Raw genomic sequence first — 24,246 nt, 5'->3', positions numbered from 1 at the left:
GGCGCTCGATTAGAGCGCGGGCGGCGTCGTAGAGGCCGAGATCAGCATCGCGCGTTCCTGATCGGTCAGGTGGCGCCAGCGACCCTCGGGCAGGTCGCCCAATACCAGCGGCCCGATGCGGGTGCGATAGAGATCTACGACCTCCAGCCCGACCAGTTCGCACATGCGTCGGATCTGGCGATACTTGCCCTCGGTCAGGACGAAGCGAAGGCGTTGCGGCTCGATCTGGGTGACGCGGGCGGGCTTTAGCGGCTTGTCGTTCAGAGACAGGCCGTGGCGCAGCTTGCTGAGCTTGCCTTCGGTGATCTGGCCTTCGACGACGACCAGATATTCCTTGTCCAGCTCGGACGCCGGGCCGATCACCGCCTTGGCGACGACGCCGTCCGACGACAGCAGCAACAGGCCGCGCGAATCCTCATCCAGCCGACCGATGGGAGGCAAGGAGGCATCCCGCGCAGGCGTCTCGCCTTCGCCGACACGATTGGGCGTCTTCAGCAGTCGCACGGCCGGGATCTTGCCGGGATCGGGCTGGCCCGAGACGTAACCGACCGGCTTGTGCAGCACCAGGGTCATGCCCGTCGCCAAGGCCGCCTGGGCGGTGTCGTTCAGGGTCAGGGTTTCGCCCGGTTGAATCTTTCGGCCGGCGTCGCTGATGGTCTCGCCATCGATGGAGACCAGACCATTGGCGATCAGGGTATCGGCCTCGCGCCGCGAACAGACGCCGGTCTGGCCCAGCCACTTGTTCACGCGAACGGGTTCGTCGCCGTCATAGGTGCGGGTGAAGGCCATGCAATTCCGTCGTCCAATCGATGCGGCTGTCTAGAGCCGGGCGGGATCGCGAGCAAGCGGGGCGCCGTTTTCAGGATCAGCAAGGCCAGTCTGTTCGAACTGGCAGGTTGATCCGGACGGGATCATCACTATATCTGACGGCATTCCACAAATGAGCCAGAGTGTGGGACGACACGCGTCGGACCCGTCGATTTTCATTTTTCTGGTCATCGGCGTGGGTGGTTCGACAGCGTCGCTCGTCGGATCTAGATCAGTATTGAAACATCTCAAGGAGACGTCTTGTTCGCTCAAAACAAATCTTCCGCAGGCCCCCGTCGCACCGGTTACAACCGTCCTGTCCCCACCCGTCTGCGCATGGGGCTGGTGATGCGGCGTGACATGGCGTTCGGCGAGTTGGGCGACGTGGAGGGCGCGTTGCGGGCCGAAGGCGTGGGCTTGGCCCCGATTTCGACGGGCGACGCCAGTTTGATCGCCGGCGGCGTGACCGTGTTGGCCACCGCAACGGCCAAGGACATCGCCGAAGGCCGTCTGAAGGGTTTGGTCGTTCCAGGTGGTTCGACGGACGAGGCGTCGTTGGCGGCCGTGCGGTCGCTGATCGACTTGGCGCGTACAAGCGGCCTGACGGTCATCGCCTTCGCTGACGGCGTCACGCTGGCGGCCGATAGCTTCGGCTTATCAGCACAGGCCGAGGGCGCGGTGTTTAAGGACGGTGGGGTGACCCTCCTGAACGAGCGGGCCGAACTGTCCAAGCTGGTCGGCGCGATCGTCTGATCAGACGGCGCGGAAAAGCAGGATGAGGTTGTTCGCCGGCATCTGAACCCGCAGCGTGGCCGCAAGGCCATGCGAGCGGGCTAGGGCCTCGACCGCTTCGCGATCACGCAGACCCCATTGCACGTTTCGCGCCTTCAGACTGGCCTCGAAGGCCGCGTTCGACTCCGCCAGCGGAACCTCGGCCTCGCGGTAGGGGCCGTAAAGCGCCAGCAGGCCGCCGGGCCGTCGCAAGACCCGACCGGCCAGATCCATCAGCCCCTCGGTCACCGACCAGGGGCTGATGTGCGTCATGTTCGCACAATACAGAGTGTCAAACGTGTCGGCTGGCCATGTCGTGGGGTCGCCGGCGTCGAGCGCCAACGGCGGTTTCAGGTTCGACAGATCGAGCTGGCGGCTCCAGGCGGCGATGCTTTCGCGGGCTTGATCGCTGGGGTCGCTGGGCGTCCAGTCCAGATCCGGCAGGGCGGCGGCGAAGGCGGCGGCGTGTTCGCCCGATCCGGACGCGATCTCGAGCACCGATCCACGCGCCGACAGATGGGCGCGGAGCACGCGAAGAATCGCCTCGGCATTGCGCCGCGCAGCGGGCGATGTCAGTGCGCCGTCCGGCAAGACAGTAATGGAGTCCAGGCTGTTCATTCGTCCTAAGTATCGCCGAAACGCGACGAACACATCTGCGATTTCTCACCGCGAAAGGCCGGTTGTTTGTGCATTTTTTGCGCAATTTGACGATCACCGAGGCCCGGCGCAATTCGCTTGTAACAGTGCGTGATCGTCACGCTCTGAAGGCCACGACGGCGTCAGATCGTCGGACCTTTTCGCTCAGGAGACGCCCTTGTCCATTCTCACTACGCCCGGATTGCGTCCGGCGCCCACCGCCCATGCTGGGCTGATCGCCTGGGTCGAGCAGATCGCCGCCCTGACCAAGCCCGCCAAGGTCCATTGGTGCGACGGCTCGGAGGCCGAGAAAGAGGTCATGACCGCCGACCTGCTGGCCAAGGGCACGCTGAAGGCGCTGGATCAGACCAAGCGGCCGGGCTGCTACTACGCCGCCTCCGATCCCCGCGATGTGGCGCGCGTCGAGAGCCGCACCTTCATCTGCTCGGATGAGCAGGCCGACGCCGGCCCGACCAACAACTGGGCCGATCCGATCGAGATGCGTGAGCGTCTGGATGGTCTGTTCGACGGCTGCATGGCGGGGCGGACGATGTATGTCGTGCCCTTCTGCATGGGCCCGCTGGGGTCGGAGATCAGCGCCCTGGGCGTCGAGATCACCGACAGCGGCTATGTCGCCCTGTCGATGGGGGTGATGACCCGCATGGGCAAGCCGGCGCTGGATCAGCTGGGCGAGACGGGCGTCTTCGTGCCGGCCGTCCATACGCTGGGCGCGCCGCTGGCCGACGGTCAGGCGGACGTGGCCTGGCCTTGCAACGACGACAAATGGATCGTGCACTTCCCGAAAACGCGCGAGATCTGGTCCTATGGCTCGGGCTACGGCGGCAACGCCCTGTTGGGCAAGAAATGCTACGCCCTGCGCATCGCCTCGATCATGGCTCGCGATGAGGGATGGCTGGCCGAGCATATGCTGATCCTGAAGCTGACGGATCCGAAGGGCCGGGCGAAATACGTCGCCGCCGCCTTCCCCAGCGCCTGCGGCAAGACCAACCTGGCCATGCTGCAGCCCAGCCTGCCGGGCTGGAAGGCCGAGACCATCGGCGACGACATCGCCTGGATGCGGTTCGGCGACGACGGGCGGCTCTATGCGGTCAATCCCGAGGCGGGCTTCTTCGGCGTCGCGCCGGGCACCAGCCGCAACACCAATCACAATGCGCTGGAGACCCTGGCCTCCAACACCATCTTCACCAACACCGCCCTGACCAACGATGGCGATGTCTGGTGGGAGGGTCTGACCAAGGAGACGCCCGAAGGTCTGACCGACTGGAAGGGCCGTCCGCACGATCCCGCGTCCGGCGAACCCGCCGCGCACCCCAACGCCCGTTTCGCGGCGCCCGCCAGCCAATGCCCGGCCATAGCGCCGGAGTGGAAAGATCCCAGGGGCGTGCCGATCGACGCCATCCTGTTCGGCGGTCGTCGCGCCAGCGCCGTGCCGTTGGTGACCGAAGCCTTCGATTGGGAGCACGGCGTCTTCATGGGCTCGACCGTGGCGTCCGAAGGCACGGCGGCGGCCGAGAACAAGGTCGGCGAACTGCGCCGTGATCCCTTCGCCATGCTGCCGTTCTGCGGCTACAACATGGGCGACTATTTCGCCCACTGGCTGAAGATGGGCCAGGGGCGAGACGCCTCGAAACTGCCGCGCATCTTCTTCGTCAACTGGTTCAGAAAAGATCAGGACGGCCGCTTCGTCTGGCCCGGTTTCGGCGACAATGCGCGCGTGTTGAAGTGGATCAGCGAGCGGATCGACGGCGAGGCCGAGGCGGTCGATACGGCGGTCGGGCGTGTGCCTTCGGTCACGGCCTTGGATTTGTCAGGCCTGGACCTGACGCCGGCGCAATTGTCGACCCTGCTGGACGTGGATGCAGGCGTCTGGGCCGAAGAGGCGGCGCTGATCCCCGACTTCTATCGCCAGTTCGGCGATCGACTGCCGACCGCCCTGTGGGACCAGCACGCGGCTCTGGTCGTGCGTCTGGACGACGCCGGCGCAGCCTCGATGGCGGCGGAATAGGCGAAAGCCATCTTGCAATAGGGACGTTGCGGGTCGATCAGACGGCCCGTGACGTCTTCCTCTCCCATCGTGATTGTCGGCTCCGGCGTGCTGGGGCTTTGCACGGCGTTTGAACTTCATCGGCGCGGCCGGGCGGTGTTGGTGGTCGATCCCGGCGAGGTGAACGCCTCCTTGGTGGCTGCGGGGATGATCGCCCCGGCGATGGAATCAGCCATCGATGACGTGTCGCTGGATCGCGCCCAACTGTTTCGGGCGGGACGCGACCTGTGGTCCGAGTTCGCGAGCGCCGCCGGCATAGCTCTGGCGCGTCGACCCGCCGAATGGAGAGGCGGCGACGTGGGGGCGATGGAGGCGCGGTTGCGCGCGCTGGGCTTCGACGCGCGGCGCGATGGCGCCAGCGTCACGACCGATGACGATTATCAGGTCGAGCCAACACAGGCTTTGGCCGCGCTAAGGCAGGCGCTGGGCGAGGCTGTCGTAGCGGGGACGGTGACGACGATCGCCCGCGCCGATGGCGGCTGGCGACTCGAAATCGGCGATCAGTGGCTGGATGCGGAGGCGGTCGTGCTGGCCACCGGCGCCTGTGACGCCATTGCGGGTCTGCCCGATGTCGCGCGCCGATTGATCGAGGAAATCCAGCCGATCCGCGGACAGATCGGCGTCGCAGCCGAACATCTTGTCGATCATGTCGTGCGCGGGCCGGGCGCCTATGTCGCGCCAATGGCGTCTGGCGCGGTCATCGGAGCGACGATGGAGCCTGGGCGGCGGGATACGGCGCCGGATGCCGAGGCGTCCGAACGCCTGACCCAGGCGGCGTGGGCGGCGCTGGGTCGGTCGCCTGAGCCGCTGTCTATCGAATGGCGCGTCGGCATCCGCGGCGCGACGGCGGATGGTCTGCCGCTCGCGGGCGCGGCGCCTGGTGAAGAGGGTCTGTTTCTGGCCTTGGCGCCGCGTCGAAACGGCTGGCTGCTGGGGCCCTTGGTCGGCGCCGTGGTCGCCGATGCGATCGAGGGGCGGACGGCGTCGCCGCACGCCCGCGCCCTCGACCCTGGTCGGTTCTAGCCCTCCATCGCGAACCGGACGGTGAAGTTGACGGTCGCGCCGTCGACCGGCCGGCCGTCCACGGTGCGCGGGTTCATGCGGAACGACCGTGTCAGGCTCTGTGCGGCGCGGCCGAAGCCCTGGCCGCTCGGTGTCTCGCCCACGACCCGGCAGCCGTTCAGGCCGCCGTCCGCATTGACCACGCAACTGAGCGTCGCCGAACCCGGCGTGCCGTTCTCTGCGGCGCGGGTCGGATAAGCCCGCGCCATCTGCGCCGCCGAAGGCCGGCTGGCCCAAGTTGGATTGTTGATCACCGACGGCGGGCGCGGTGGCGTCTCGACGGTTGCCGTGCCGCCCTCGACGCCGGTGGGAGCGACGCTGATGGTCGGCAGACCGGGTTGAGCGGTCACGACGCCGGGCTCGGGCGGCGTCAGCGGGATGGTCTGCACTGTCGAGGGCACGGGGATCGCCGACTTGTGAATGGGCGTTGGCGGCGCCGCCTTTTCAGGCGTGGGCAAGGGCTTGGGTTTGGGCGGCGCCATCATCACCGAGACCGGCGGGTCGAGGATGTCGTCGATGGGCGCCGCACTCAACTCGAACCTTTGATTATAAAGCGCCACCCCTGCCGCAACGTGCAGGACGACCGAGACGCCGATGGCGCCCAGCATCCAGCGCGGGATGGGTTTCTTGCGTTCCCCGAAGTCGATCGGGCTGATCAAGCCGGGACCACCGGCAGCACGGATCATCATAACGTCACTCCCTCGTTCACCGCCCCCGCAGCGCCCGTAACTGGAAGTTGAGCGCGCAGGTTGTGGCGGCTTTACGGCGAAGTTTTCCCGTTCGACGAAGGTCGAGGCGTTAACGCGGCCGTTAAGAATTAAGAGTTGGTTAACTACGTTCGCCGACCCTTCGCACATGGGTATCGGAGCGATTCCATCGACAGGCGGAGTAGAGGCGGCCATCCGGCGCGCGTCGAATGCCGTTGGCGTGGACTATGACTTCCTGGTCAAGACCGCGCGGCGCGAGAGCGCGATGAACCCGTCGGCCAAGGCCCCGACCTCGTCGGCCGCCGGTCTGTTTCAGTTCATCGAACAGACCTGGCTGGGCACGGTCAAGCAGCACGGCGCCCAGCACGGCTATGGTCAATACGCCGACCTGATCCATCGCGGTTCAGACGGACGCTGGCGCGTCGAGGGTTCTGCGCGCAATGTGGTGCTGGATTTGCGGTTCGATCCTCATGCGGCCTCGACCATGGCGGCTGAGTTGACGGCGTCCAACGCCGCCTATCTGCGCGGCCGCACGGGCAAGGAACCGGGCGCGGGCGATCTGTATGCGGCTCATTTCCTGGGACCCGCTGGGGCCGCCGGTTTGATGGAGGCGATGGATCGCAATCCGGGCGGCAGCGCCGCAGCTCTGTTTCCCGATGCTGCGCGGGCCAATCGCAGCATCTTCTATCGCAATGGACGCGCCGCCACGGTCGCCGAGGTTCACGCCAATCTGCAGCGCACGGCCGGCGAGGGCGCACCCGCTGCCGGAGCCGGCGAGACGAAATACGCCGTGCCGAATCTGAGCGACAAGGACCAGATGCTGGCCGCGCGCCTGGACCGGTTGAAGCAGGATCAAGGCCTGCTTGCGCTACTGCTCGGTCAGGACGGATCGTCCAGCAGCGGCTTCGGCGGCGCTTTCTCGCCAAATGGCAAGGAAACAACCTGAGTCGTTGCATTGCAACCGATGGTAAACCGCCCGTTAAGCATGGCAGTCTCATTCTGGGATCAACGTCCGATTCCATCGTGAGCCGTCCATGACTGCCTTCCGCGCCCGCCTGACCGAAGTGGACATTCGACGCCTGATCAAGGCGACGGACGACGATGAGCGGGCCGAGGCGGCGCACAAGCTGTGCCGCAACATGGAGCGCGCGGAACTGAATGAGGATGACCGGGCGGCGGCTCAAAAAATCCTGCGTCTGCTGGCCAACGACGCCGCCGAACTGGTGCGTCGCGCCATGGCCATCACGCTGAAGGCGTCCGATCTGATTCCCAATGACGTGGCGCGCAAACTGGCCGGCGATCTGGACAGCATCGCCCTGCCGATCATCGCCTCGTCGCCGGCGTTCAGCGACGAGGACCTGGTCGAGATCGTGCGCGCCGGATCGGTCGTGCGTCAAGTCGCCGTGGCGGGGCGAGCGCGGGTGTCGCGCGATGTCGCGACGGTGCTGGCGGCCGAAGGATGCGAGCAGTCGGTTCGCACCTTGGCGGCGAACGACAACGCCGACCTGTCCGAAGGCGCGCTGGCGACGGTCGTCGACCGTTTCGCCGAAGCGCCCGAAGTCCTGACCGCCGTGGCCTATCGCCAGGTCCTGCCGCTGCATGTGACCGAACGGTTGATCCAGCTGGCCAGCGAGGCGGTGCGCGAACATCTGATCAGCCATCACGCTGTGGCGCCGGAAACCGCGATCCGTCTGGCCCAATACTCTCGTGAGCGGATGACGGTCGATCTGGTCGATCAGGCCAGCGTCAGCAACGATCTGGCGGCCTTCATGGCTCAGCTGAACGCCCGTCGCGTCCTGAACGCTTCGCTGCTGCTGCGCGGACTGGCGCGGGGGCAGATGGCGATGTTCGAATACGGGCTGGCCGAACTGGCCAACACGCCGCATCACCGCGCCTGGCTGATGGTGCATGACGCCGGTCCGCTGGGGCTGAAGGCCATCTATGATCGCGCGGGTTTGCCGCCGCGCCTGTTCCAGGCCTTCAGCGCGGGGGTCGACACCTGGCGTGCGCTGGCGGCGGAGGGGATCGATACGTCGAGCGCCTATTTCCGCGATCAGATGCTGGAGCGGTTCCTGACCCAGCGTCCGGCCGTGCTGCGCGACGATCTAGCCTATCTGATGGAGCGACTGGATCAGTCGCCGTCGCTTAGCCTGACCGCCGCCAACGCGGCCTGATCCTGAGAGCCTGACCCTCGGCATCGAGGAGATCGCGAAGCGATTCGTCTGAACCGATCAGGCTTAAAGAAAAAGGCCCGCCGGAGACGACGGGCCTTCCGCAAATGGCTGGAGGGACGATCAGCCTGCGAGGTGATCGGCGACGCGGGCTTCCAGGGTCTCGGCCAGGGCGCGGCCGGTCGGATGTTCTTCGGTCTTGATCTGGTCGCGGACGACGGCGCGGATGGCGTCGATGTGGGCGTCCAGGATGGCGATGGGCGCTGTCATGCGGCGATCAGCATCGTCCAGCATTTTGCACAGCGAACCGGCGATGCGGGTGACCAGCGGATATTCATAGGTCGTGCCCAGACCCTTTAGATCGTGGGCCCGGAAATATAGAGCCTCAGCGGTGGCGGGCGTGTAGCCCTGCTCACGGATGTCGGCCTGGGCCTTGTCCAGCTTGACGATCTCGTCGTTCAGCCACTGGCCGAACTGGGCTGACATCGCTTTCAGCGCCTCCTCTGCACGAGCGATGGCGTCGGCGTTGATGCCGAAGCCGCCGCGGACCTTGAGCCGCAGCGAGTTGGTCGGAGGGGTGATCTGCGCCGGATTGCTCATGGCGGGCTCCATAGGACGTTCACGCCAAGATACGGTAGCGGGCTTAAGAAGCCGTGACCGATCAGTTGGCGAACTGTTCGGCCATCACCCGCTCGTCGAACGACCGGCCCGCATCGAAGAGCATGGTCAGGGTGACGTCACGACGCTCGCGCACCTCGACGCGGGCGACGCGTCGGACCTCGAAGTTGTCGGCGGTCGCCGAGACTGGGCGTTTGTCGGCCTCCAGAACCTCGAACCGCACCTTGGCGCCGTGCGACAACAGGGCACCGCGCCAGCGACGAGGTCGGAAGGCGCTGATCGGCGTCAGGGCCAGGATGCGGGCGTCCAATGGGATGATCGGGCCGTGCGCCGACAGGTTATAGGCGGTCGATCCCGCAGGCGTCGCCACGAGGCAGCCGTCGCAGGACAGTTCTTCCAGTCGAACGCGCTCATCGACGGTGATCCGCAGCTTGGCTGACTGGCGCGTCTGGCGCAGCAGCGACACCTCGTTGATGGCCAGGCCGGTGTGCACTTCGCCGCTTTCGGTCCAGGCGTCCATCTGCAGAGGGTGGATGACCGTCCTTTCGGCCGTCGCGATCCGCTCCAGAAGACCGTTTTCGTCGTAGTCGTTCATCAGAAAGCCGACGGACCCCCGGTTCATTCCATACACGGGTGTGCGCTGGCGCAGGTTGCCGTGCAGGGTTTCCAGCATCTGCCCGTCGCCGCCCAGGGCCACGATCACATCGGCCTCGTCTTCAGGCACGGCGCCATAGCGGGCGATCAGGGCCTTGCGCGCCGCCTGGGCTTCGGGCCGGTCGCTGGCGACGAAGGCCAATCGGGGCGATGACGGCATGGGAGAGGGGCTTGACTGTGTCACTTGGCGACGTGGCCCGAGCTTGGGCCTAGAGTCAAACGGTCGCGGGCTTGTGCATCATCTGATGGAAGGCGCGAGAGGCGGCGTGCGCGCTCATCGGCGTCGCCTTCCAGCCGCCGTCGGCAGGCATTCCGCCCGAAAGCTTTCGCACCTCGACCAAGAGGGAGGCGAAGACGGCCTTGTCCACGCCCACGGCGATGCAGGCCAGGTAAAGCGGCTCGGCAGTCGGCGCACGGATGGCGTGATGCACCTGGGCCTCGCTGAAGCCGCCCAGGACCGCCAGCGTCTGTTCGAACAGTTCGAAACGCTGTTCTCGCAGCGCGCGGACCAGCAGACCGGGGCGCAGCTGGCCGGCGGCTTGAAGTTTTTCCACCAGTCGTCGTTCCGCGTCGATGCGTACGCGATCCTCGGTCATCCGGGCGGACATGGCGCGCCATTCCGGGCTGCCGGCAGCCTTCGCCGCCGCGTCTTGAACCGCCGCATTCAACTGGGCGTCGTCGATGCGGAAGCGTTCGCCGATCGACTGACGCAGAGCCTGGCCGACCCATTGATAAAGCTGCTGAGCCAGTTGTTCGTTCAGCCTGGGGTGACGCGTCAACGGCGCCCGCAGGCCCGCGATGCGGCGCGAATGATCGACCAGCTTGCGCATGGCGTCTTCGCCAATGTCGGCCGTACGGTTGGACGCCAGCGCCGTCATGGTGACGGGTTCGGCGCGATCGACGATCGTGTCCACGACCGGCCGCGCCAGCTGCGGGCGCCGGGCGACGGCGATTTGATGCTCCAGCGTCGCCTCGATCAGCAGGCGTATCAGGTCGGCGTTTTGAAGAAGCGGGCTGGAGGTGATGACCGGGCGGGCGATCTCGATCTCATCCAGCGCCAGCATATTGACCAGCGCAGGCGGCGCCCAGTCGACGCCCGCGATCCGTTCGGACAGGGCCAGTCGAATATCCCGCTCGGCCTGGGCTGTCAGAGCGAGGAAAATGTCGCTGAGCAGCGGCGCGACCTTGGGCGGCGGCGGATTGGATTCACACAGCGAGGTGACCTTCAGCAGCAGGCGCTGACGGTCGTCGGCCGAACGGCTGCTGGCCAGCGCCAGAAGCTCAGACACAGTCCGGTCGTCCCAGGCGTCGCGGGGCGGCTCCAGTTGAACGACAGACAAGGCGGCTCCCCGAACCGGCGACGATGCTTAACCATATGCTTGCGTGATGAAGACCGGGTTAAGCAAGGCCGCTGCGGGGAGTGACGTCACGTCAACGGCGGCCTTGTCGGCTTGACGACGCGACCGCGCGGGGTGACGGTTTGTAAAAGCCCATCCAGAGGCAGGAGGAAATCATGGCGGACGGAACCAGTCCCTCGATCAAGTCGCGCGTGTCCGAAGCCGAATGGCAGGTCCGTGTGGAGCTGGCGGCCCTCTATCGGCTGGTCGCCTTGAACGGTTGGGACGACATGATTTTCACCCATATCTCGGCGCGCGTGCCGGGGCCGGAGCATCATTTCCTGATCAATCCCTACGGCTTCTACTTCGACGAGATCACGGCCTCTTCGTTGGTGAAGGTCGATCTGGAGGGGAACATCGTCCAGGACACGCCTTATTTCATCAATCCGGCGGGCTTCACCATCCACTCGGCTGTCCATGCCGCACGCGAAGACGCCAAGTTCGTCATCCATCTGCACACCGTGAACGGCGTGGGCGTCGCCGCCCAGGCCGAAGGTTTGCTTCCTGTCAGCCAGAACGCGTGTTTACTACAGCATCAGGTTGCGTATCATGGGTACGAGGGGTTGGCCCTGAACCATGACGAACGCGAACGTCTGGTTGCCGACCTGGGGGACAAACCGCTGATGCTGCTGCGAAACCACGGCACGCTGGCGGTCGGGGAAACGGCGGCTCAGGCATGGATCGGCATCTTCTTCCTGGAGCGGGCCTGCGCGCAGCAGGTTGCGGCACTGTCCGGCGGACGCGAGCACATTTTGTTGGCGCCGGACGAGGCGCAGGCCGAGACCAAGGAGCAGGGGCGCGGCATCAGCTTCATCTCTTCGCTGGCCTGGCCGGGCGCGCTGCGCCAGCTGGATCGCAAGTCGCCGGGCTACGACGCGTAGGTCCCGTTGTCGCGGGGGCGCTGGTCCTCGCGGCGCTGACGCCGACCCAAGCTCTCGCCGGCGCCTGGGTCCAGCCGAAGGGCAAGGGCCAGGCCATCGTCAAATACGAGCGGCTGAGCGCCGACGAAGGCTTCGACGCTGCTGGCGAGGAGCGTGATTTGCCTGGCCGGCGGCGCGACGCGACCTTGGGACTGTTCGCCGAATACGGCGTGGCGGATCGCCTGACGCTTCAGGTCAAGGCGGATTGGCAGGACGGCGAGGACGCCTTCGTCGATTACAGTGGGCGCGGCCCCATCGAGATCGGTGCGACCTGGCAGGTCTGGCGCGACGACCGCAACGCCGTCAGCCTTTACGGCGGCTATACCCAGGCCGGGGAGGGGCGCAACGCCGGCTATGCCGCGCCAGGCGTCGGCGATCACGATTGGGAGGCGCGAGTTTCGGTCGGCCGGTCCCTCGGCGACATGGGCGAGCGCTGGGGAATGGGCGGCGCATTCGTCGAGTTTCAGGCCGCACGCCGTCTGCGTGACGGCCTGCCGGATGAAACCCGCATCGACGCCACGGCGGGCGCCCGGATCGGCGAGGATTGGATGGTGCTGGGTCAGGCGTTCGGCGGCGCGGCCGACGGCGGCGCGCGCTGGCTGTCCCTGGAAGCCTCGGTCGTGCGCGATTTCGGTGTGTGGAGCGTGCAGGCCGGGTGGAGACAAACCGTCGCAGGCCAGGAGATTCCCATCAGTCGCGGGCCCGTTCTTGCGATCTGGCGACGATTTTAGGGAAGATTTCTGCGACGGAAAATGTGATCCGGCACGTTACTGATACGTAACATTGCGCGCACTTCATTACCCGGTAATGCATGCGGCGTCCCCCTGACCGAGAGACCCCCGCGTGATCAAACGTCACTTCTTCCTCGTCGCCGCCGCTGTCCTGCTTGCGTTGATGGTCGTCGCCGCCATCGTGAAAGTCTCCGCGGGAGATGAAAAGAAGGCGGCAGGGCCGGGCGGCGGTCGCGGACGCGGAGCGCAGCAGGTGTCCGAGGCCGTGGTGGCGCAGCGACCCTTCTCGGACCAGATCCGCGTTCTGGGCGTGGCGCGCGGCGAGCGCTCGGTGAACGTCACCTCCTCGACCACCGAACTGATCACCCGCGTCCTGTTCGCGGACGGCCAGTATGTCTCGGCCGGTGCGCCTTTGGTCGAGCTTCAGGCGCGCGAGGAAGACGCGGCCATTATCGAGGCCCGCGCCAACGTAAATCAGGCTCAGCGCGAATATGATCGCTACAAGGCCCTGGCCGACCGGGGCGTCGCGCCCCAGGTCATGCTGGAACAGGCCGAGACCGCGCTCGAAGCCGCCCAGGCATCGCTGCAGGCGGCCCAGGCGCGTCGCGGCGACCGGGTGATCCGGGCGCCCTTCTCCGGTCGTGTCGGTCTGACCACGGTGACGCCCGGCACGCTGATCAACCCGGGCGCGGTGATCACGACGCTGGACGACACCTCGACGATCCGCGTCGATTTCCCCCTGCCGGAGCGCTATCTGAACCTGCTGCGTCCCGGCGCCCAGCTGACCGCGACGGCAGACGCCTATGGCGACGAGCCCTTTACGGGCCGGATCGCCCTGATCGACACACGCGTCAACGAAACGACCCGCGCCGCAACCGCGCGCGCGGAGTTCCCCAACCCCGGCGGTCGCATCCGTCCCGGCATGCTGATGCGTGTGGCGGTCCAGCAGGGCCAGCGTCAGAGCGCGGCCGTGCCCGAGTCGGCCGTGCAGTATGAAGGCGCCGGCGCCTTCGTCTATCGCATCGCGCCCGGCCAGAACGGCTCCACCGCTCAGCGGGTCGAGGTCGAAGCCGGGGCCGTCGAGAACGGCTTTGTTGAAATCCTGTCCGGCATCGAGGTCGGCGACCGAATCGTCGGGTCGGGCCTGAACCGTATTCAGCCGGGCGCGCCGGTCAGCGTGGGCGGCCAGGGTCGCAAGTCGGGCGCCGCCAAATGATGCTGTCCGATGTCTCGGTTCGGCGGCCCGTCTTCGCGGCCGTCGCGGCCATCGTGCTGTGCGTCATCGGCGCGGCGGCCTTCTTCTTCCTGCCCGTACGCGAACTGCCGGACGTCGATCCGCCCATCGTCTCGGTCAACACCAGCTATGCCGGCGCCTCGGCCGAGGTGATCGAGAGCCGCATCACCGAGCCGGTTGAGCAGCAGATCGCCGGCATCCAGGGCGTCGAACGCATCAACTCGACCAGCCGCGACGGTCGCTCCAGCGTGAACATCGAATTCTCGCTGGACCGCAATATCGACGACGCCGCCAACGATGTGCGCGACCGCGTCAGCCGCGTGGTCGGCCGCTTGCCCGATCAGGCCGATCCGCCCGAGGTGGCCAAGGCCGATTCCGATAGCCAGCCGATCATCATCGTCTTCCTGCGCTCGACCAGCATGAACCGGCTTCAGCTGACCGATTACGCGGACCGCTATCTGATCGACCGGATGGCGACGGTGCCCGGCGTGGCCCAGGTCAACATCTATGGCGAGCAGCGCTATTCGATGCGGATATGGCTGGATTCCGCCGCCATGGCGGCTCGGGGCCTGACGGTCAATGATGTCGAGACGGCTCTGACGAACCAGAACGTCGAACTGCCCGCCGGCTCGCTGGAATCGACGGACAAGGACTACACCGTCCGCGTGGCGCGCACCTACGCCCTGCCGGAGGATTTCCGCCAACTGCCCATCGGCACGCGCGGCGCGGCCTCGACCTCGGCGACCGTCGCCACGGGGACGGGCAGCGGATCGTCGGCTATCATCCAGGGGCAGCCCACCTATGTGACGCGCCTTGGCGACATCGCCCGCGTCGAGGAGGCGCCAGAGGAAGACCGGCGTCTGTTCCGCGGCAACGGGATGGATCAGATCGGCCTGGCCGTGACCCGTCAGGCGCAGTCGAACGACCTCGCCATCTCGGACGGCGTCCACAAGATGATCGAGGAAATTCGGCCGACCCTGCCGCCGGGCGTGACCATCGAGGTCGGATCCGACAACTCGGTCTTCACCTCGCACGCGATCGACGAGGTCTGGATCACCATCGGCATCTCCATGGCCCTGGTGGCCCTGGTGAACTTCATCTTCTTGGGCAGCCTGCGGGCGGCGCTGATCCCGTCCATCGTGGCGCCGATCTGTCTGCTGGCGACCTTCATCGTCCTGGCGCCGCTGGGCTTTTCGCTGAATCTGCTGACGCTGCTGGCTCTGGTGCTGGCGATCGGCCTGGTTGTGGATGACGCCATCGTCGTGGTCGAGAATATTCAGCGTCGCCTGGACCTGGGCGAACCGCCTCTGGTCGCGGCCGAACGCGGCGCGCGCCAGGTCTTCTTCGCGGTCGTGGCCACGACCATCGTGCTGCTATCGGTCTTCGCGCCCCTGCTGTTCTTGCCCGGATATGTCGGGCGTCTGTTCGTAGAGCTGGCGGCGGCGATCGCGGCGGCCGTGGCCTTCTCCGCCTTCCTTGCGCTCAGCCTGTCGCCGATGCTGGCCTCCAAGATTTTGCGACCCGCCCATGGCGGCGGCTGGGTGGCGCGCAAGGTCGACTGGGGCATGGACCGGCTGAAGTCGTCCTATGGCCGGTCGCTTGATATGCTGTTGGGCCGTCGCATCGCGGTGATCGGCGTCGGCGCCCTGATCCTGCTGGTCGCAGCGGGGGCGGGCGGCATCTTCCTGACCCTGCCCAACGAACTGGTGCCGGACGAGGATCGCGGCCGGGTCACGGTGCGCGTCGCCGGTCCCGAGGGCGCGGGCTTCGACTATACCCGCAAGATCATGCTGGGGCTGGAGCCTCTGCTGGCCGAATACAAGACCAGCGGCGAGGCCGACAGCTATCTGGTGTCCGCGCCTGGCTTCGGCGGCGGCAGCTTCAACTCGGGCAATGCGGTCCTTACGCTCGCCGACTGGTCCAAGCGCGACCGCTCAGCGGCTGAGATCGCTCAGGAATTGAACGGCAAACTGCGCGGCCAGACGGGCGCCCAGGTCAACGCCTCGACCCCCGGCGCCTTCCAGCGCGGCGGCGGCAACTCCAATTCCATCGAGCTGATCGCGACCGGAAGCGACTATCAGCAGATCTACGCCTGGCTGCAGCCCATGCTGGCTGCGGCCCAGGCCAATCCCGGCTTCTCGCGTCCACGCTTGAACTATGAGCCGAACTCGCCGCGTCTGCTGGTCGATGTCGATCCGCAGAAGGCCGCCGCGCTGGGCGTTTCGTCCCAGTCGATCGGCCGCACGCTCGAGACCATGTTCGGCTCTCGCCGAGCCACGACCTACATCAAGGGCGGTCAGGAATACGACGTCATCCTGCAGACCGAGCGCGACAATCGTCGCGAGGTCGCCGACCTGGAAGCCCTGTATGTTGCAACCGGAGGCGGCCAACTCGTGCCGCTGTCGGCCGTAGTCACGACCAAGACCAGCGGGGACACGCCGGACCGTCGCCGTCTGGATCGGCAGCGCGCGATCTCCCTGCAGGCCGACCTCAATCCCGGCACCACGATCGACGACGCGATACAGTTTCTGAACGCCGAGGCGGCGAAGCAGCCGCAAGGCGCCGTCGTCACCCAGTGGGGTGGGGCGGCGCGCGATCAGCAGGAGGCGGGCGGGGCGGTGTTCGCGGCGTTCGGTCTGGCGCTGTTGCTCGTCTTCCTGGTTCTGGCGGCCCAGTTCGAAAGCTGGATCACGCCTGCGGTCATCATGCTGACGGTGCCGCTGGCGGCGGCGGGCGGTCTGTTCGGCCTGCTGATGGCGGGCTCCAGCCTGAACATCTACAGCCAGATCGGCCTGATCATCCTGATCGGGGTGGCGGCTAAAAACGGCATTCTGATCGTCGAGTTCGCCAACCAACTGCGCGACCAGGGACGCTCCATCAGGGAGGCGATCATCGAGTCGTCGTCCTTGCGTCTGCGTCCGATCATCATGACCTCGATCGCAACCGCCTTCGGCGCTCTGCCGCTGGTGCTGTGGCAAGGCGCAGGCGCCGGCAGCCGTCAGACGATCGGCGTGGTGATCTTCACCGGCGCCATCTTCGCCACCGTCCTGACCCTGTTCGTGGTGCCGGTGATCTATGGCGTCCTGGCGCGCTTCACCAAGTCGCCGGAATGGACCGCCCGCAAGATCGAGGAGTGGGAAGCCAAGGAACTGCGCGAAGGCGGCCCCAAGGAACTGCCCGAGGCCTGACGGATCAAGCGGCGGGCGCAGGCTCCGGCTTGTAGCCCGTCTCCACCTTCAGGAAGGCGATGACGTCGCGGCGATCCGTGGCGTCGGGCAGACCGGGGAAGGTCATCTTGTTGCCGGGCAGGAAGGTGCGCGGATTTTCCAGCCAGTGATCCAGCTTCTCGGCGTCCCAGGTGAAGTTCGCCGTGCGCATGGCGTTGGAATAGTTATAGCGCGGACGATCTCCCGCCTTGCGGCCGAACACACCGTATAGGTTTGGCCCCGCCATGTCCGGGCCGCCTTCGCCTATGGTGTGGCAGGCGCGACAGCGCGCAAACGCCCGACGCCCGTTCTCGAGATCGCCCGCATTGTAGGGGGCGGGCAGGGAGGCCAGCAGGGTCGCCTTTTCTGCATCCGTCAGCACGTGAACCGGCGCGGCAGGCGTAGTTGTGGACGGCTCGCCCTGACCACAGGCGGCCAAGGTCAAAAGCGGGGCCAGAAGAAGGGGGGCGACGAGGGCATGGCGTGTCATGGCGGCTTCCTGTTTGCCTTGTGATACCGCAACGCGCCGGCGCGGCAATTGGTCAAGCTGTCCTGCTGGACGTAGCCCCCTCGCACCTGATAATCAGTGTCAAAGAAACGCGGAGCCGTTGGGGAGCGGCCTCGCCCGTGCGAGCGTAGAATTGACCGACACCATCAAGTTGAGCCAAGCCCGACGCGGCGATCGCGGCGTCATCGTTCAGGTGGGCGCCCATTGTCACCATCAGGGCGAGGCGGTCGAGCTGGAACGCCGTCTGCTTGAACTGGGCTTTGTCGAAGGCGCGCAGATCGAACTGCTGCACGAAGGTCTGTTCGGACGCGACCCGATCGCCATGAAGGTGGACGACATGCGCGTGGCCCTGCGTCGCCACGAGGCGGAAAGCCTCTCGATCCGGCTGGGCGCCGCCTGATGGACATTGCGCTGAAGACTGCTCGTGTCGCGCTGGTCGGCAATCCCAACAGCGGCAAGACGGCCCTGTTCAACGCCCTGACTGGCGCTCACCAGAAGGTCGCCAACTACGCCGGCGTGACGGTGGAGCGCAAGGAAGGCCTGATCCGCGCCGCCTCGGGCCGCACGATGTCGGTGCTGGACCTGCCCGGCACCTATTCCCTGCGCGCCCGCAGCCCTGATGAGGAGGTCACGCGCGACGCCGTTCTGGGGCGATTGGCCGGCGAGACGACGCCCGACGTGGTGGTCTGCGTCGCGGACGCGACCAATCTGCGTCTAGTCCTGCGCCTTATTCTGGAGCTGAAGGCCGTCGGTCGGCCGATGGTTCTGGCGTTGAACATGTATGACATCGCCCAGCGCCAGGGCCTGCGCATCGATCTGGAACGACTGCGCGCCGAACTGGGCGTGCCGATCATCACCACCGTGGCCACGCGCAAGCGCGGCATCGACGATCTGGTCGCCGCCATTGAGGACCAAGCCGCCGTCGCCGCCGTGACCGAAAGCCAATGGCGCAGTCCGGACGCCGCCGAGTTACGAACCGCCGCCCGCGAGGCCGAGCGGATCATGAAGGCCTGCGTCCGCCCGCCTGAGCGGCCCGACACCCTGACCGGCAGGATCGATTCGGTGCTCCTGCATCCGGTCGGCGGGCTGCTGCTCCTGTTCGCCCTGCTGTTCGTGATGTTCCAGGCCGTGTTCAGCTGGGCCGCGCCCGTGATGGACGGCATCGAGGCCAGCATCGCCTGGTTGGGCGGCCTGGTTGCCAATGTGCTGCCGGACGGCCTGCTGCAAAGCCTGATCGTTGACGGGATCATTTCCGGCGTCGGCAGTGTGCTGGTGTTCCTGCCGCAGATTTTGATCCTGTTCCTGTTCATCATCGCGCTGGAAGATTTCGGCTATATGGCCCGCGCGGCCTTCCTGATGGACAAGATCATGGGCGGCGCAGGGCTGCACGGCCGGGCCTTCATCCCGCTGCTGTCCAGTTTCGCCTGCGCCATTCCCGGCGTGATGGCGGCGCGGGTGATCGATTCCCGGCGCGACCGCCTGACCACCATCCTGGTCGCGCCGCTGATGACCTGCTCGGCGCGCATCCCGGTCTATACGCTGATCATCGCCGCCTTTATTCCCAATGAGACGGTCTGGGGCTTCGCCAACCTGCAGGGCCTTGTGATGTTCGGCCTCTACGCCGCCGGCATCGTCAGCGCCCTGATCGTGTCCCTGCTGATCCGCAAGGTGTTCTGGCGCGGCGCGGTCGAGCCCTTCATGATGGAGCTTCCGGCCTACAAGACGCCGGACCTGCGCAGCGTGGGCTTCAATCTGTGGCTCCGGGCCAAGATCTTCCTGAACCGGGCGGGCCGCATCATCCTGCCGCTCGTGATCATTCTGTGGGTGCTGGCGACCTTCCCCTATCCGCCCGAGAACGCAACCCTGCCGGCCATCGACTATTCGTTCGCGGGCATGATCGGCCGGGCGCTTGAGCCGATATTCGCCCCTATCGGCTTCAACTGGCAGATGGTCATCGCCCTGATCCCCGGCATGGCGGCGCGTGAGGTCGCGGTGGCGGCGCTGGGCACGACCTACGCCATCGCTGACGCCGAAAATGCGACGGGCCTTCTGGCGTCGACCCTGGCGTCGCACTGGTCGTTGGCGACGGCCTTGTCCTTCCTGGCCTGGTACATCTTTGCGCCCCAGTGCGTGGCGACCTTGGGCGTCGTGCGGCGCGAGACCAACTCACTGAAGTGGACCTGGATCATGATCGGCTACATGTTCGGTCTGGCCTATCTGGCGTCGCTGGTGACCTATCATGTGGCGGTGGCGCTCGGAGGCGGTTAAGCCTGAGCGGTTCGCCGCCGTCTGGACGCCCTGATGAATCCTGTACTCGCCGCCGCCGTCATGGGCGGGCTGGGCCTGCTCGTCGGCCGTCTCGTCGCGGTCGTCAGCGTTCGCCTTCGAGGCGAAGATTCTCGAGCGGCGCCACGCTGGCGCGATCCTCTGATCGTGCGCGGCGGAGGCCTGTTGGGTGTTTGGGCGGGGCTCTGTGGCCAAACGTGGCTGATGATGGCGGCGACGGCGATCCTGGGCTGGCAGTTGCTGCTGATTGCGGTTGTCGACGGCGAGAACCTCTGGCTGCCGGACATCCTGACCTGGCCCCTGATCGCCACGGGCTTGGGCGTGGCGGCGGTCATGGATTCGAGTGTCGCCTTCTCGCATCTCATCGGGGCGGCGATCGGCTTTGGCGGGCTGTGGGCGCTGGGGCGTGTCTATCGAATTGTTCGCAAGCGCGACGGCCTGGGTGGCGGCGACCCATTCCTGTTAGCGGGGGCAGGGGCCTGGGTCGGCTGGATGGGCCTGCCAAGCGTGCTGCTCTGGGCATGCGCCGTGAGCCTGAGCCTCGTCTTCTTCATTTTGATGATTCAACGGGCCGTCAGCGGATCGGAGAAGCTGCCGTTCGGCGTCTTCCTGGCCATCGGGATCTGGATGACCTGGCTGTATGGGCCGTTGGGCCTCTAACGTCCGGTCGTCAGCTTGACGATAATAATGGCCGCCGTATCCAGAATGGCTTCGGGCGTATCGGCCCGTCGCAGAAGATCGAAACTGGCCGCCGTCGATTCGGCGATCGAGGCGATCTGATACGAGGCCAGCCGCGGACTATAGTCCTTGGGATGCAGGCCGCTGGCGTGGGCTTGCGCCACGCGACGTTCGATGGACAGGTGCAGCCGGCGCAAACGGCGCACCCGGCTTTCGACGAAGGCGGCGTCGCCATTGTCGGCCAGCATATGTTCGACACGCAGCACCTGACCGTGGCTGCGCCAGATGGCCATCACATCCAGAATGAAGGCGCGCGCGATGACGAAGGCCTTATCGCCCGGCCAGTCGGCCTGGAAATGCGCCGCCAGCCCCTGAAAATCCGCTGCGGCGACTTCGCACAACGCCAGAACAGGTTCTTCGACCGTCTTGAAATAGGTGTAGAAGTTGGAGGGCGAGACGCTGGCGGCCGAGGCCAGATCGGCGACGCGGATTTCACCGTAATGCCGCTCGTTCAACAGGCGTTGGGTCGCGTCGAGGATCGCCTGGCGGGTTCTGCCGCCTCGCGCACCGATCTTGTGGCCCAGCTTGTTGGTTGTGTCGGCCATGTCCCCGATGGTCGAAAGGCGTGGTGCCGGCTGCAGGAATCGAACCCGCGACATCCAGTTTACAAAACTGGCGCTCTACCAACTGAGCTAAGCCGGCCCGCACGGGCGGTGAGCGGCCCTTATGTCCAGCCTCACGCCCGGACGCAAGGCGTCAGCGCAGCCTTGCCTAAAATCCGACGTCCGAAGCCGAAAACAAGCTGAGGTTCCATGATGGTAACCGGTGTCTTTTTGCGGCCCATGTTGTAGGTTTGTTGGATCAAGATCGAGAGGCGACCCAAGCCTCCGCCACGAGGCAATGAGGAACGCTATGGTTCATCCGCTCAAACTGAACCCCGATCGCCTGTTTTCGGCGGACGCCGACACCCGCGCGATCGCGCGTCGTCTATATGGCGAGATCAAGGGGCTGCCGATCATCAGCCCGCATGGTCATACGGACCCGAGCTGGTTTGCGTTGAACGAACCCTTCGCCAATCCGGCCGAACTTCTGATCACGCCCGACCACTACGTCTTCCGGATGCTGCACTCGCAGGGCATGGCGATGGAGGATCTGGGCGTGCCGCGCGCCGATGGCGGGCCGGTCGAGACCGATCCGCGCAAGATCTGGCGGCGCTTCGCCGAGAACTATCACCTGTTCCGGGGGACGCCTTCGCGAATGTGGCACGACTGGGTCTATGCTGAGGCCTTCGGCATCGACGTGCGCCTGTCGGCCGAGACGGCCGATCTTTATTATGACGTGATCGATGCGGCCCTGAAGACCGACGCCTTCAGGCCGCGCGCCCTGTTCGATCGCTACAATATCGAGGTCCTAACCACGACCGAGAGCCCGCTGGACACGCTGGAGCATCACAAGACCATCGCAGCCTCGGACTGGAAGGGACGGGTGCTGACCGCCTATCGTCCGGATCCGGTTCTGGATCCCGACTATGAAGGCTTCCGCGACAATCTGAAAATCCTGGCCGAACAGACCGGCCGCGACACGCTAAGCTGGGACGGATACCTGCAGGCCCTACGCGATCGGCGTGCCTTCTTCATCGAAATGGGCGCCACCTCGACCGATCACGGCCACCCGACAGCCTTCACTGCCGATCTGCCCAGGGCCGAAGCCGAGGCCCTGTTCCGGCGTGTCTCGACCGCCCCTGCCAGCGCCGCCGATGCCGAGTTGTTCCGCGGCCAGATGCTGACTGAAATGGCCGCCATGTCGGTCGAGGACGGTCTGGTCTTGCAGTTGCACCCCGGCAGTTTCCGCAACCATTCCGCCACCGTCTTCAACCGTTTCGGCCGTGACAAGGGCTGCGATATCCCGACCCAGACCGACTACGTCCGCGCGCTGAAGCCGCTGCTGGATCGGTTCGGTTCGGACAGCCGTCTGTCTCTGATCCTGTTCACCCTGGACGAGACCACATACAGCCGCGAATTGGCGCCGCTCGCCGGCCACTATCCGGCGCTGAAGCTGGGGCCCAGCTGGTGGTTCCACGACAGTCCCGAGGGGATGCGTCGCTTCCGCGAACAGGTCACCGAAACGGCCGGCTTCTACAATACGGTCGGCTTCAACGACGACACTCGCGCCTTCCTGTCCATACCCGCCCGCCACGACGTGGCGCGGCGTATGGACTGCGGCTTCCTGGCCAAACTGGTCGTCGAGCACCGGATGGAGGAGGACGAGGCTCACGACCTGGCTCACGCCCTGACCTATGGCCTGGTCAAGGCGGCCTACAAGCTGTGAGCAGACTGGATCAAGCCGCCCTGACGGGGCTGCCCGCCGATGTCGCCGTCCCCGGCTACGACCGCGCCCAGGTGAACACGGGTGTCGTCCATCTGGGCATCGGCGCCTTCCACCGCGCCCACCAGGCGGTCGTGTTCGACGATGCGATCAGGTCGGGCGATCCGCGCTGGGGTATGCTGGGCGCTTCGCTTCGGTCGCCCGGCGTACGCGATCAGCTGAATCCGCAGGATGGGCTGTATACCCTGGTCGTGCGTGATGGATCGGACGAGCATCTGCGGGTGATCGGCGCCTGCGCGGGCGTGATGGTCGGGCCGGAGGATCCCGCCGCCCTGGTCGCCGCCATGGCCGACGCCGATGTCCATATCGTCACCCTGACCGTGACCGAGAAGGGCTATCGCCTCGATCCGGCGACCGGCGATCTGCTTTTGAGCGACGCTGATGTCGCGGGCGATCTGGTTGATATCGCCGCGCCCCGTACCGCGCCTGGATTCATCGTCGCGGCGTTGCAGGCGCGAAGGGCGGCGGGGCGGAAGCCCTTCACCGTCATCAGTTGCGACAACCTTCCGCATAATGGCAAGCGGATCCGTGCCGGGGTCATCGCCATGGCGCGCCGGATCGATCCGTCGCTGGCGGACTGGATCGAGGCCGAGGGCGCCTTCCCCCAGACGATGATCGATCGGATTGTCCCGGCGACCACCCCCGACGATATCGCCCGCCTGACCGCCCATCTCGGTGTCGAGGACCAGGGGATGGTGAAGGCCGAACCCTTCACCCAGTGGGTGATCGAAGACTGGTTCGCCGGCGAGCGGCCCGACTTCGCGTCTCTGGGCGTGCAACTGACCGACGCGGTCGAGCCGTGGGAGGACGCTAAGCTGCGCCTTCTGAACGGCGCACACTCGGCCATCGCCTATCTGGGCACCTTGTCGGGTTATGAACATGTCCACGAAGTCGTGGCCGTTCCCGGCTTCCGCGCCTATGTCGAGGCCTTATGGGACGAGGCCGAAACCACGCTGAACCCGCCGCCGGGTCTGGACATCCCCGCCTATCGCGACGCGCTGATGGCGCGATTCTCCAATGCGGCCCTGATGCACCGCACGCGCCAGATCGCCATGGACGGCTCGCAGAAACTGCCCCAGCGCCTGGTGGCCGGCGCCGCCGAACGTCTGGCGACGGGGCAGGGTGTCGATGCCATGGCCTTGGGCGTCGCCGCCTGGATGAAATGGCAGTCGGGCGTGACCGAAAGCGGCGAAACCTTCGTCGTCGACGATCCGCTGGCGGCCAAGACCTGCGAACTATTGGCCGGCGCCGATACTGATCAGTCGCGCGTTTCGGCCTTGCTGAGCCTGTCCGCCGTCTTCCCACCCGCGCTGGCCGCTGACGACCGGTTCGCCGCAGCGGTCACGTCCGCTTATCTGTCGCTCAGCCAGAACGGCGCCGTCGAGGCAGCGCGTCTGGTCGCGGAGTAAA

At 66.2% G+C, this 24,246-nt stretch carries 22 protein-coding genes and 1 tRNA gene; 14 read left to right on the top strand and 9 right to left on the bottom strand.

Going from position 1 to position 24,246, the window contains the following annotated elements; genetic code table 11:
* Nucleotides 1–9: 9 nt before the first annotated feature.
* A complete protein-coding gene (locus tag ABIC32_RS13735; protein WP_354074545.1) occupies nt 10–789 on the bottom strand; it encodes a pseudouridine synthase in 780 nt (259 codons plus the stop codon).
* 279 nt (nt 790–1,068) lie between these two features.
* Here ABIC32_RS13735 and ABIC32_RS13730 point away from each other — a divergent pair, with 279 nt between their 5' ends.
* Nucleotides 1,069–1,560 (top strand): hypothetical protein, encoded by a 492-nt coding sequence (locus ABIC32_RS13730; RefSeq protein ID WP_354074544.1) that lies wholly within the window; start codon nt 1,069–1,071, stop codon nt 1,558–1,560.
* On the opposite strand, the gene ABIC32_RS13725 is transcribed toward ABIC32_RS13730, so the two are convergent.
* Nucleotides 1,561–2,196, bottom strand: coding sequence for a DUF938 domain-containing protein (locus tag ABIC32_RS13725; RefSeq protein ID WP_354074543.1), 636 nt, complete (start codon nt 2,194–2,196; stop codon nt 1,561–1,563).
* 196 nt (nt 2,197–2,392) lie between these two features.
* Between ABIC32_RS13725 and ABIC32_RS13720 the strand changes: the two genes are divergently transcribed.
* Together ABIC32_RS13720 and ABIC32_RS13715 are read left to right on the top strand one after the other, a co-directional pair.
* Nucleotides 2,393–4,240, top strand: coding sequence for a phosphoenolpyruvate carboxykinase (GTP) (locus ABIC32_RS13720; RefSeq protein ID WP_354074542.1), 1,848 nt, complete (start codon nt 2,393–2,395; stop codon nt 4,238–4,240).
* A 48-nt stretch (nt 4,241–4,288) separates the two neighbouring features.
* Entirely contained in the window at nt 4,289–5,302 is a 1,014-nt protein-coding gene (locus tag ABIC32_RS13715) for an NAD(P)/FAD-dependent oxidoreductase (RefSeq protein ID WP_354074541.1), read from the top strand.
* Here ABIC32_RS13715 and ABIC32_RS13710 read toward each other — a convergent pair.
* A complete protein-coding gene (locus tag ABIC32_RS13710) occupies nt 5,299–6,030 on the bottom strand; it encodes a TonB family protein (protein ID WP_354074539.1) in 732 nt (243 codons plus the stop codon). The two genes, ABIC32_RS13715 and ABIC32_RS13710, sit on opposite strands and share 4 nt — an antisense overlap.
* Before the next feature lie 166 nt (nt 6,031–6,196).
* Here ABIC32_RS13710 and ABIC32_RS13705 point away from each other — a divergent pair, with 166 nt between their 5' ends.
* On the top strand, nt 6,197–6,994 hold the full coding sequence (locus tag ABIC32_RS13705) for a transglycosylase SLT domain-containing protein (RefSeq protein ID WP_026108427.1): 798 nt from the start codon (nt 6,197–6,199) through the stop codon (nt 6,992–6,994).
* An 88-nt stretch (nt 6,995–7,082) separates the two neighbouring features.
* Entirely contained in the window at nt 7,083–8,222 is a 1,140-nt protein-coding gene (spbR, locus tag ABIC32_RS13700) for a SpbR family protein (protein WP_354074538.1), read from the top strand.
* A gap of 120 nt (nt 8,223–8,342) precedes the next feature.
* Here spbR and ABIC32_RS13695 read toward each other — a convergent pair whose 3' ends face one another.
* From ABIC32_RS13695 to ABIC32_RS13685, 3 genes are all read right to left on the bottom strand, one after another.
* The gene (locus tag ABIC32_RS13695) at nt 8,343–8,819 is read right to left on the bottom strand and encodes an Hpt domain-containing protein (protein ID WP_354074537.1); all 477 of its coding nucleotides are present in this window, start codon (nt 8,817–8,819) and stop codon (nt 8,343–8,345) included.
* Nucleotides 8,820–8,880: 61 nt separating this feature from the next.
* Entirely contained in the window at nt 8,881–9,651 is a 771-nt protein-coding gene (locus ABIC32_RS13690) for an NAD kinase (RefSeq protein WP_039247337.1), read from the bottom strand.
* A gap of 55 nt (nt 9,652–9,706) precedes the next feature.
* Entirely contained in the window at nt 9,707–10,831 is a 1,125-nt protein-coding gene (locus tag ABIC32_RS13685) for a DUF2336 domain-containing protein (protein ID WP_233156661.1), read from the bottom strand.
* A gap of 173 nt (nt 10,832–11,004) precedes the next feature.
* Here ABIC32_RS13685 and ABIC32_RS13680 point away from each other — a divergent pair, with 173 nt between their 5' ends.
* The 4 genes from ABIC32_RS13680 to ABIC32_RS13665 all read left to right on the top strand — a co-directional run bounded on the left by ABIC32_RS13680 (nt 11,005) and on the right by ABIC32_RS13665 (nt 16,961).
* Nucleotides 11,005–11,769 carry a class II aldolase/adducin family protein gene (locus ABIC32_RS13680; RefSeq protein ID WP_354074536.1) on the top strand — a complete coding sequence of 255 codons (765 nt, stop codon included), beginning with the start codon at nt 11,005–11,007 and terminating at the stop codon, nt 11,767–11,769.
* A gap of 185 nt (nt 11,770–11,954) precedes the next feature.
* Nucleotides 11,955–12,539, top strand: coding sequence for a hypothetical protein (locus ABIC32_RS13675; protein ID WP_354074535.1), 585 nt, complete (start codon nt 11,955–11,957; stop codon nt 12,537–12,539).
* Nucleotides 12,540–12,651: 112 nt separating this feature from the next.
* Nucleotides 12,652–13,755, top strand: a complete 1,104-nt coding sequence (locus ABIC32_RS13670; RefSeq protein WP_354074534.1) for an efflux RND transporter periplasmic adaptor subunit — start codon at nt 12,652–12,654, stop codon at nt 13,753–13,755.
* Nucleotides 13,755–16,961, top strand: coding sequence for an efflux RND transporter permease subunit (locus tag ABIC32_RS13665; RefSeq protein WP_354074590.1), 3,207 nt, complete (start codon nt 13,755–13,757; stop codon nt 16,959–16,961). Before ABIC32_RS13670 ends, ABIC32_RS13665 begins: the two co-directional genes overlap by 1 nt.
* A gap of 4 nt (nt 16,962–16,965) precedes the next feature.
* Here the strand turns inward: ABIC32_RS13665 and ABIC32_RS13660 are convergent, their stop codons facing one another.
* Nucleotides 16,966–17,469 carry a c-type cytochrome gene (locus tag ABIC32_RS13660; RefSeq protein WP_055754846.1) on the bottom strand — a complete coding sequence of 168 codons (504 nt, stop codon included), beginning with the start codon at nt 17,467–17,469 and terminating at the stop codon, nt 16,966–16,968.
* A gap of 151 nt (nt 17,470–17,620) precedes the next feature.
* Between ABIC32_RS13660 and ABIC32_RS13655 the strand changes: the two genes are divergently transcribed.
* Genes ABIC32_RS13655 through ABIC32_RS13645 form a run of 3 tightly spaced genes read left to right on the top strand, consistent with a single transcriptional unit; the run spans nt 17,621 to nt 20,433 of the window.
* Complete coding sequence (locus ABIC32_RS13655) at nt 17,621–17,887, top strand: FeoA family protein (RefSeq protein ID WP_055754847.1); 267 nt, start codon at nt 17,621–17,623, stop codon at nt 17,885–17,887.
* The gene (gene feoB, locus ABIC32_RS13650; RefSeq protein ID WP_354074533.1) at nt 17,887–19,755 is read left to right on the top strand and encodes a ferrous iron transporter B; all 1,869 of its coding nucleotides are present in this window, start codon (nt 17,887–17,889) and stop codon (nt 19,753–19,755) included. The genes ABIC32_RS13655 and feoB overlap by 1 nt, the downstream gene beginning before the upstream one ends.
* A 60-nt stretch (nt 19,756–19,815) precedes the next feature.
* The gene (locus ABIC32_RS13645; protein ID WP_354074531.1) at nt 19,816–20,433 is read left to right on the top strand and encodes a prepilin peptidase; all 618 of its coding nucleotides are present in this window, start codon (nt 19,816–19,818) and stop codon (nt 20,431–20,433) included.
* Here the strand turns inward: ABIC32_RS13645 and ABIC32_RS13640 are convergent.
* Together ABIC32_RS13640 and ABIC32_RS13635 are read right to left on the bottom strand one after the other, a co-directional pair.
* Nucleotides 20,430–21,056, bottom strand: a complete 627-nt coding sequence (locus ABIC32_RS13640) for a TetR/AcrR family transcriptional regulator (RefSeq protein WP_307510905.1) — start codon at nt 21,054–21,056, stop codon at nt 20,430–20,432. The two genes, ABIC32_RS13645 and ABIC32_RS13640, sit on opposite strands and share 4 nt — an antisense overlap.
* Before the next feature lie 21 nt (nt 21,057–21,077).
* A tRNA-Thr gene (locus tag ABIC32_RS13635) sits at nt 21,078–21,153 on the bottom strand.
* Between the two features lie 210 nt (nt 21,154–21,363).
* On the opposite strand from ABIC32_RS13635, the gene uxaC reads away from it, so the two are divergent.
* Together uxaC and ABIC32_RS13625 are read left to right on the top strand one after the other, a co-directional pair.
* Nucleotides 21,364–22,779 carry a glucuronate isomerase gene (gene uxaC, locus ABIC32_RS13630; protein WP_354074530.1) on the top strand — a complete coding sequence of 472 codons (1,416 nt, stop codon included), beginning with the start codon at nt 21,364–21,366 and terminating at the stop codon, nt 22,777–22,779.
* Nucleotides 22,776–24,245: a mannitol dehydrogenase family protein gene (locus tag ABIC32_RS13625; protein ID WP_354074529.1), complete on the top strand. Its 1,470-nt coding sequence runs from the start codon at nt 22,776–22,778 to the stop codon at nt 24,243–24,245. The genes uxaC and ABIC32_RS13625 overlap by 4 nt, the downstream gene beginning before the upstream one ends.
* Nucleotide 24,246 lies beyond the last annotated feature (1 nt).

It is taken from the genome of Brevundimonas sp. 1080 (assembly GCF_040545985.1).
In the GTDB taxonomy this organism is placed as follows: Bacteria; Pseudomonadota; Alphaproteobacteria; order Caulobacterales; family Caulobacteraceae; genus Brevundimonas.
The sequence above is the reverse complement of the archived record's forward strand: the minus strand, read 5'-3'. Positions and strand labels throughout refer to the sequence as shown.

What these genes read in the sequence shown, in the direction of transcription:
- ABIC32_RS13640 (WP_307510905.1), bottom strand. Translation starts at nt 21,056, where the DNA reads ATGGCCGACACAACCAACAAGCTGGGCCACAAGATCGGTGCGCGAGGC.
- ABIC32_RS13645 (WP_354074531.1), top strand. Translation starts at nt 19,816, where the DNA reads ATGGGCGGGCTGGGCCTGCTCGTCGGCCGTCTCGTCGCGGTCGTCAGC.
- ABIC32_RS13690 (WP_039247337.1), bottom strand. Translation starts at nt 9,651, where the DNA reads ATGCCGTCATCGCCCCGATTGGCCTTCGTCGCCAGCGACCGGCCCGAA.
- spbR (WP_354074538.1), top strand. Translation starts at nt 7,083, where the DNA reads ATGACTGCCTTCCGCGCCCGCCTGACCGAAGTGGACATTCGACGCCTG.
- ABIC32_RS13665 (WP_354074590.1), top strand. Translation starts at nt 13,755, where the DNA reads ATGCTGTCCGATGTCTCGGTTCGGCGGCCCGTCTTCGCGGCCGTCGCG.
- ABIC32_RS13725 (WP_354074543.1), bottom strand. Translation starts at nt 2,196, where the DNA reads ATGAACAGCCTGGACTCCATTACTGTCTTGCCGGACGGCGCACTGACA.
- feoB (WP_354074533.1), top strand. Translation starts at nt 17,887, where the DNA reads ATGGACATTGCGCTGAAGACTGCTCGTGTCGCGCTGGTCGGCAATCCC.
- ABIC32_RS13710 (WP_354074539.1), bottom strand. Translation starts at nt 6,030, where the DNA reads ATGATGATCCGTGCTGCCGGTGGTCCCGGCTTGATCAGCCCGATCGAC.
- ABIC32_RS13695 (WP_354074537.1), bottom strand. Translation starts at nt 8,819, where the DNA reads ATGAGCAATCCGGCGCAGATCACCCCTCCGACCAACTCGCTGCGGCTC.
- ABIC32_RS13680 (WP_354074536.1), top strand. Translation starts at nt 11,005, where the DNA reads ATGGCGGACGGAACCAGTCCCTCGATCAAGTCGCGCGTGTCCGAAGCC.
- uxaC (WP_354074530.1), top strand. Translation starts at nt 21,364, where the DNA reads ATGGTTCATCCGCTCAAACTGAACCCCGATCGCCTGTTTTCGGCGGAC.
- ABIC32_RS13705 (WP_026108427.1), top strand. Translation starts at nt 6,197, where the DNA reads ATGGGTATCGGAGCGATTCCATCGACAGGCGGAGTAGAGGCGGCCATC.
- ABIC32_RS13660 (WP_055754846.1), bottom strand. Translation starts at nt 17,469, where the DNA reads ATGACACGCCATGCCCTCGTCGCCCCCCTTCTTCTGGCCCCGCTTTTG.
- ABIC32_RS13735 (WP_354074545.1), bottom strand. Translation starts at nt 789, where the DNA reads ATGGCCTTCACCCGCACCTATGACGGCGACGAACCCGTTCGCGTGAAC.